The organism is Stenotrophomonas sp. GD03819, assembly GCF_029841665.1.
In the GTDB taxonomy this organism is placed as follows: Bacteria; Pseudomonadota; Gammaproteobacteria; order Xanthomonadales; family Xanthomonadaceae; genus Stenotrophomonas; species Stenotrophomonas geniculata.
In genome coordinates this window covers 106234-113243 of the sequence record NZ_JAOCEW010000014.1, presented here as the reverse complement: position 1 = coordinate 113243, position 7010 = coordinate 106234, and the positions used below count along the sequence as shown (strand labels likewise).

Sequence of the window (7010 nt, the reverse complement as noted above, 5' to 3'; positions counted from 1 at the left end):
CGATCTCTTTACTTGGTAGCGGGGGCAGGATTTGAACCTGCGACCTTCGGGTTATGAGCCCGACGAGCTGCCAGACTGCTCCACCCCGCATCAGAAGCGGAATTATGAGCGATAACTTCAAAACATGCAAGCTTTCCCTCATTCATCAGACCGGTTGGCGCCGATTCGATGTTGGTAGCGGGGGCAGGATTTGAACCTGCGACCTTCGGGTTATGAGCCCGACGAGCTGCCAGACTGCTCCACCCCGCACCGGAAGTGTTTGAACTGCTGCCCCGCTCTTTCGAGGAGGGCTACCGCAACGATGTTCTGGCTGAACCGCTGCTGTGACAACTCACGCTGCGCATATTACACGAATCGCGCAGCTTTGTGTCAACTTTTATGCAAGATGCGCAAATGCCTGCTGGCACCAGACCATGATCGGGTTCCAGGCCAGGCCCAGCGCCAGCAGTGCCAGCGCGTTCACGCCCAGCACCAGGCCCAGCACGCGGTCGTTGCTGCGCGGCATGGCCTCGCCCACCGGCTCATCGAAGTACATGACCTTGATGACGCGCAGGTAGTAGAAGCAGCCGACCACGGCGCACAGCACGCCGAGGATGGCCAGCCACAGCAGGCCGCCATTGACGGCAGCGCCCAGCACGGCCAGCTTGGTCCAGAAGCCCAGGAACGGCGGGATGCCGGCCAGCGACGCCATGATGCACAGCACCAGGCCGGCCATCCACGGGTTGCGGGCGTTCAGGCCCTTGAAGTCCTCGATGTTCTCGGCTTCAAAGCCGGCACGCGACAGCGCGATGATCGCGCCGAAGGCGGCGGTGGACATGATGGCGTAGGCCAGTGCGTAGAACAGCGCAGCGGCATAGCCCTGCGCGCCACCACCGGCGATGCCCATCAGCAGGAAGCCGATGTGCGAGACGGTGGAGAACGCCAGCATGCGCTTGAGGTTGCTCTGCGCGATGGCCATCAGGTTGCCGATGACCAGCGAGACCGCGGCCAGGCCGGCGATCAGCAGCTGCAGTTCGGTCGACAGCGGGCCCACGCCCATTTCCAGCAGGCGGTAGGCCATGCCGAAGGCGGCCAGCTTCGGCGCCGAGCTGATGAACAGCGCGATCGGTGCCGGGGCACCCTGGTACACGTCCGGCAGCCACATGTGGAACGGTGCGGCACCCAGCTTGAAGGCGACGCCGGCGATCATGAACACTGCACCGGTGATCAGCAGCACGCGCTCTTCCGAGTGCGGGATGGCGTCGCGGATGACGTCCAGGTGCAGGCTGCCGGTGGCGCCGTAGATCAGCGACATGCCGTACAGCAGCAGGCCCGAGGCCAGCGAGCCGAGCACGATGTACTTCATCGCCGCTTCCGAGGCCAGGCCGTTCTCACGGTTGCTGGCGACCAGGGCGTAGGAGCACAGCGCCAGCAGTTCCAGGCCCAGGTAGACCATCAGCAGGCTGCCGGCCGACACCAGGATCATCATGCCGGCGGTGCCGAACAGGATCAGCACCGGGATCTCGCCCTGGAACAGGTTGCGGTCACGCAGGTAACGCCAGCCATAGACCAGGGTCAGGCCGCTGAGCAGCACGATCCCGGTCTTCATCACGTCCGCGGCGGTATCGCGCACGAACATGCCATGGAAGACCTCCCCCTGCCCGCCCACGCCGGTGGCCAGCATGAACAGCACCACGGCCAGCGCAGCGAGCGAGAACAGGTGGGTGACGATCTTGTTCCGGTTGCTGACGAACAGGTCGAGGATCATCAGGGCGAAGGCGCTGCCGATCAGCACCAGCTCGGGAGCGAGCGGTGGCAGGTCAGCGGCGGTCAATGGCAGCAGCGGCGAGGTGGTCATCATCAAATCCTGGAATTACAGCAGCTTGCTGGATGCGATCTGCATCGCCAGCTTCGCGATCGAGGGCTCCATCAGGTCGGTCAGCGGCTTGGGGTAGATGCCCAGCGCCAGCACGCCGATGGCGAACACGCCCAGCACCAGCCATTCGCGGCCGTTGATGTCCTTCAGTTCGGCCACGTGGCTGTTGGCCACCTCGCCGAAGAAGATGCGCTTGTACAGCCACAGGGTGTAGGCGGCACCGATGATCAGGGTGGTGGCCGCGCCCAGTGCGATCCACGGATTACGCTGGAAAGCCGACAGAATGACCATGAACTCACCGACGAAACCGCTGGTGCCCGGCAGGCCGGCATTGGCCATGAAGAACAGCATGGCGAAGGTGGCGAACCACGGCATCACGTTGACCACTCCGCCGTAATCGGCGATGCGGCGGCTGTGCATGCGGTCGTACAGCACGCCGACGCAGGAGAACATCGCACCGGACACGAAGCCGTGCGAGATCATCTGCACCATGGCGCCCTGCAGGCCCAGGCGGGCGGCATCGGCGTTGCCGGCCTCACGCACCAGCCACAGGGCGATGAAGGTGCCCAGGGTGACGAAGCCCATGTGCGCGATCGACGAATAGGCGATCAGCTTCTTCATGTCGTCCTGCACCAGAGCGACCAGGCCGACGTAGATCACCGCGATCAGCGACAGCGCGATCACCAGCCAGGCCCATTCCTGCGACGCGTCCGGGACGATCGGCAGGTTGAAGCGCAGGAAGCCGTAGCCACCGATCTTCAGCGCAATGGCAGCGAGGATCACCGAACCGGCGGTCGGCGCTTCCACGTGCGCGTCCGGCAGCCAGGTGTGCACCGGGAACATCGGCACCTTGACCGCGAAGGCGATCAGGAAGGCGAAGAAGATCCAGGTCTGTTCCTTGGCCGACAGCGGCAGCGCGTACAGGTCGGCCAGCTGGAAGCTGCCGCCCTTCATGTACAGGTAGATCAGCGCCACCAGCATCAGCACCGAGCCGAGGAAGGTGTACAGGAAGAACTTCAGCGCGGCGTAGATGCGGCGCGGGCCGCCCCAGACACCGATGATCAGGAACATCGGGATCAGCATCGCCTCGAAGAACACGTAGAACAGCATCGCGTCCGTCGCGGCGAAGATGCCGACGGTGACGCCTTCCAGGATCAGGAAGGCCGCCACGTACTGGTTCACGCGCTTGTCGATGGCGCTCCAGGCGCCGATCAGGGCAAGCACGCTGACCAGGGTGGTCAGCAGGATCAGCGCCACGGCAATGCCGTCCACGCCCAGGTTGTAGCCGATCTTGTACGCCGGGATCCAGGCATGGGTCTCGACGAACTGCAGGCCGTCGATGCCCGCGTTGTAGCCGCTCAGCAGCGAGAGGCTTGCAACGAAGGTGAGCACCGCGACACCCAGCGACGCCCAGCGGGCGGTCTGCGCATCACGGATCGCAAGGATCAGGGCACCACCGATGATCGGCAGCCAGATGAGGACACTGAGTAGAGGCCAGTTCGACACGTCTTCTTATTCCGTACAGGTCATCAACGCAGGTAATGCATCAGCACGCCCAGCAGGGCAATCAGGCCGATGATCATCGCGAAGGCGTAGTGATAGAGGAAACCGGATTGGGTACGACGCAGCACGCCGGCTGCAACGTCCACAACACGTGCCGAGAGATTGACCACGCCGTCGACGATGTTGCTGTCGATCCAGCGCGAGACCTTGCCCAGCTTGACGCTGCCGCCGGCAAAGCCATCGATCCACAGCTTGTCGAAGCCGTACTTGTTTTCCAGCACCGAAACGATCGGGGCGAAGGTCTTGCGCGCCTTGCCCGACAGGTCCGGCTTCCACAGGTAGAACAGCGCGGCCAGCAGGAAGCCCGCGAGGGTCAGCCAGAACGGCGGCAGCATCATGCCGTGCAGCGCGAACGCGACCGGACCATGGAACTCTTCACCCAGGAACGCGACGGTGTTCTTGGCCGGATCGTAGAAGTCGACGATGCCGGTGAAGAACGTCTGCGCCTGGCCCTTGATCGCCTCGTGCGCATGCTGGCCGGCCCAGTCGGTGCCATGCAGCATCGGGCCGATGCTGAAGAAGCCGATGGCGATCGACGGGATGGCCAGCAGGATCAGCGGCAGGGTCACCACCCACGGGGTTTCGTGCGGCTCATGCGGACCGTGGCCATGGCCGTGGTCGTCATGGGCATCGCCATGGTGGGCGTCGGCGGCGTGGTGATCGTCATGGCCATGGCCATGATCGTCGTGCGCGTCGCGGAAGCGTTCCTTGCCATGGAAGGTCATGAACAGCAGGCGGAAGCTGTAGAAGCTGGTCACCAGCACGCCACCCAGCACTGCCCAGTAACCATAGGTGGCCACCCAGCTGTTCTGCATGTGAGCGTGGATCTCGGCCGCCTCGATGATGGTGTCCTTCGAATAGAAGCCGGAGAAGAACGGCGTACCGACCAGGGCCAGCGTACCGATCCACATGGTGACGAAGGTGATCGGCATGTACTTGCGCAGGCCGCCCATCTTGCGCATGTCCTGCTCGTGGTGCATCGCGATGATGACCGAGCCGGCGCCCAGGAACAGCAGCGCCTTGAAGAAGGCGTGGGTCATCAGGTGGAACACGGCCGCCGAATAGGCCGACACGCCCAGGGCGACGGTCATGTAGCCCAGCTGCGACAGCGTGGAGTACGCGACGACGCGCTTGATGTCGTTCTGCACGATGCCGATCAGGCCGGTGAAGAACGCGGTGGTGGCACCGATGAACAGCACGAAGTTCAGCGCGGTCTGCGACAGCTCGAACAGCGGCGACATGCGGGTGACCATGAAGATACCGGCGGTCACCATCGTCGCGGCGTGGATCAGTGCCGAGATCGGGGTCGGGCCTTCCATCGAGTCCGGCAGCCACACGTGCAGCGGGACCTGGGCCGACTTGCCCATGGCGCCGATGAACAGGCAGATGCAGATGACGGTGGCGATCGACCAGATCACCGGCTCGTTCAGCAGCTGCATGCCCAGGATCGTGCCGTCCCAGATCTGCAGCTGGGCGCGCGGGTCAGCCAGCATGCCGGCCTGCGAGAACACCTGCGAGTAGTCCAGGGTGCCGAACACCCACAGCACGCCGGCGATGCCCAGCAGGAAGCCGAAGTCACCGACGCGGTTGACCAGGAACGCCTTCATGTTGGCGAAGATCGCGGTCGGGCGCTTGAACCAGAAGCCGATCAGCAGGTACGACACCAGGCCAACCGCTTCCCAGCCGAAGAACAGCTGCAGGAAGTTGTTGCTCATCACCAGGGTGAGCATCGAGAAGGTGAACAGCGAGATGTAGCTGAAGAACCGCTGGTAGCCCGGATCGTCCTGCATGTAGCCGATCGTGTAGATGTGGACCAGCAGCGACACGAAGGTCACCACCACCATCATCATCGCGGTCAGCTTGTCGACCATGAAGCCGACGTGGGCCGAGTACTGGCCGACTTCAAAGAACGTGTAGATGTTCTGGTTGAACGGCTGCGCACCGCCCCAGAGCAGCTGGTAGAGCGTGTACATCGACAGGCCGCAGGCAACCGCAACGCCGAGGATGGTGATGGTCTGCGCGCCGAAGCGCTTGACCTGGCGACCGAACAGGCCGGCGATGATGCTGCCGAACAGCGGTGCAAGCACCACTGCGATCAACAGACTCTTGGAGAGAGTGATTTCCATCTGTGGATCAGCCCTTCAACGAATCGACTTCGCCGACATTGATCGTGCGGCGGGTACGGAACAGGGTCACCAGGATCGCCAGGCCGATGGCGGCTTCCGCGGCGGCGACGGTCAGGATGAAGAACACGAACAGCTGGCCGGACGGATCGCCCAGCTGACGCGAGAACGCGACGAAATTGACGTTCACCGACAGCAGCATCAGCTCGATCGACATCAGCAGGACGATGACGTTCTTCCGGTTGAGGAAGATGCCGGCCAGGCTGATGGCGAACAGCACCGCGCCCAGCGCAAGCATGTGGCCAAGGGTAATCACGGCTGGGTCTCCTCGCCGGTGGCCGGCTTGCTGTTGCTGTGCACGACCGGCGCTTCGGCCCCCATCTTGACCATGCGCAGGCGCTGGCCGGCCTTGACCATGGTCTGCTCGCCCGGGTTCTGGCTCTTCACGCCGGTACGGCGACGCAGGGTCAGCATCACGGCGGCAACCACGGCCACGGTCAGGATGACCGCAGCGAACTCGAACGGCAGCAGGTATTCGGTGAACAGCGTGCGCGCCAGCCAGGTGACGTTGGAGCTGTCGGCAGCGACCGCGGCGGCGTTGTCGGCGGGGAACGGGGTAACCGCCCTGCCCTTCACGCCGATCAGGATCAGCATCTGGACCAGCATGGCCACGGCAACGATCAGGCCGACCGGCAGGTAGCGGACCCAGCCCTCACGCATCTTGGTGGGATCGATGTCCAGCATCATCACCACGAACAGGAACAGCACCATCACCGCGCCGACATACACCAGCACCAGTGCCACACCGAGGAACTCGGCGCCGACCAGCAGCCAGACGCAGGCGATGGAGAAGAAGGTCAGCACCAGGCAGAGCACGGCGTGAACCGGGTTGCGCACGCTGATCACCGCACCGGCCGAAACCGTTGCCGCGATGGCGAACACCCAGAAAGCGATATTTACCCAATCCATCTCTCGACCTCAGCGGTAAGCGGCATCGGCGGCGCGACGCTCGGCGATCTCGGACTCGAGACGGTCGCCCAGGGCCAGCAGCTGCGGCTTGGTAACGATGTTTTCGCCACGATTCTCGAAGTGGTACTCGAGGATGTGGGTTTCGACGATCGAGTCCACCGGGCAGCTTTCTTCACAGAAGCCGCAGAAGATGCACTTGAACAGATCGATGTCATAGCGCGTGGTACGGCGGGTGCCGTCTTCGCGCTTGGCCGAGTCGATGGTGATGGCCAGTGCCGGGCACACCGCTTCGCACAGCTTGCAGGCGATGCAGCGCTCTTCACCGTTGGGGTAACGGCGCAGGGCGTGCAGGCCACGGAAGCGCGGCGACTGCGGGAACTTCTCCATCGGGTACATCATCGTGTACTTGGGCTTGAAGCTGTACTTCAAGGTCAGCCAGAGACCGGCCAGCAGTTCGAGCAGCAGCAGGCTCTTGAAGTAATGGGTAATCCTGTTCATCA

The 7010-nt window shown here is 63.5% G+C and carries 6 protein-coding genes and 2 tRNA genes; all 8 read right to left on the bottom strand.

Going from position 1 to position 7010, the window contains the following annotated elements; translation table 11 throughout:
- Nucleotides 1-13: 13 nt before the first annotated feature.
- The 8 genes from N5D45_RS10480 to nuoI all read right to left on the bottom strand — a co-directional run bounded on the left by N5D45_RS10480 (nt 14) and on the right by nuoI (nt 7008).
- A tRNA-Met gene (locus N5D45_RS10480) sits at nt 14-90 on the bottom strand.
- Nucleotides 91-172: 82 nt separating this feature from the next.
- Nucleotides 173-249, bottom strand: a tRNA-Met gene (locus N5D45_RS10475).
- A 127-nt stretch (nt 250-376) separates the two neighbouring features.
- Entirely contained in the window at nt 377-1837 is a 1461-nt protein-coding gene (gene nuoN / locus N5D45_RS10470) for an NADH-quinone oxidoreductase subunit NuoN (protein WP_005410451.1), read from the bottom strand.
- Between the two features lie 15 nt (nt 1838-1852).
- Nucleotides 1853-3361, bottom strand: coding sequence for an NADH-quinone oxidoreductase subunit M (locus N5D45_RS10465; RefSeq protein ID WP_005410452.1), 1509 nt, complete (start codon nt 3359-3361; stop codon nt 1853-1855).
- Between the two features lie 23 nt (nt 3362-3384).
- Nucleotides 3385-5544, bottom strand: coding sequence for an NADH-quinone oxidoreductase subunit L (nuoL, locus tag N5D45_RS10460; RefSeq protein ID WP_057504347.1), 2160 nt, complete (start codon nt 5542-5544; stop codon nt 3385-3387).
- 7 nt (nt 5545-5551) lie between these two features.
- A complete protein-coding gene (gene nuoK, locus N5D45_RS10455; protein WP_006381125.1) occupies nt 5552-5857 on the bottom strand; it encodes an NADH-quinone oxidoreductase subunit NuoK in 306 nt (101 codons plus the stop codon).
- Complete coding sequence (locus N5D45_RS10450; RefSeq protein ID WP_010486441.1) at nt 5854-6510, bottom strand: NADH-quinone oxidoreductase subunit J; 657 nt, start codon at nt 6508-6510, stop codon at nt 5854-5856. The genes nuoK and N5D45_RS10450 overlap by 4 nt, the downstream gene beginning before the upstream one ends.
- 9 nt (nt 6511-6519) lie before the next feature.
- Nucleotides 6520-7008 (bottom strand): NADH-quinone oxidoreductase subunit NuoI, encoded by a 489-nt coding sequence (gene nuoI / locus N5D45_RS10445; RefSeq protein ID WP_005417924.1) that lies wholly within the window; start codon nt 7006-7008, stop codon nt 6520-6522.
- Nucleotides 7009-7010 lie beyond the last annotated feature (2 nt).

Coding starts and splice junctions, on each gene's coding strand:
- nuoN (WP_005410451.1), bottom strand. CDS start 1,837: ATGACCACCTCGCCGCTGCTGCCATTGACCGCCGCTGACCTGCCACCG.
- nuoL (WP_057504347.1), bottom strand. CDS start 5,544: ATGGAAATCACTCTCTCCAAGAGTCTGTTGATCGCAGTGGTGCTTGCA.
- N5D45_RS10450 (WP_010486441.1), bottom strand. CDS start 6,510: ATGGATTGGGTAAATATCGCTTTCTGGGTGTTCGCCATCGCGGCAACG.
- nuoI (WP_005417924.1), bottom strand. CDS start 7,008: ATGAACAGGATTACCCATTACTTCAAGAGCCTGCTGCTGCTCGAACTG.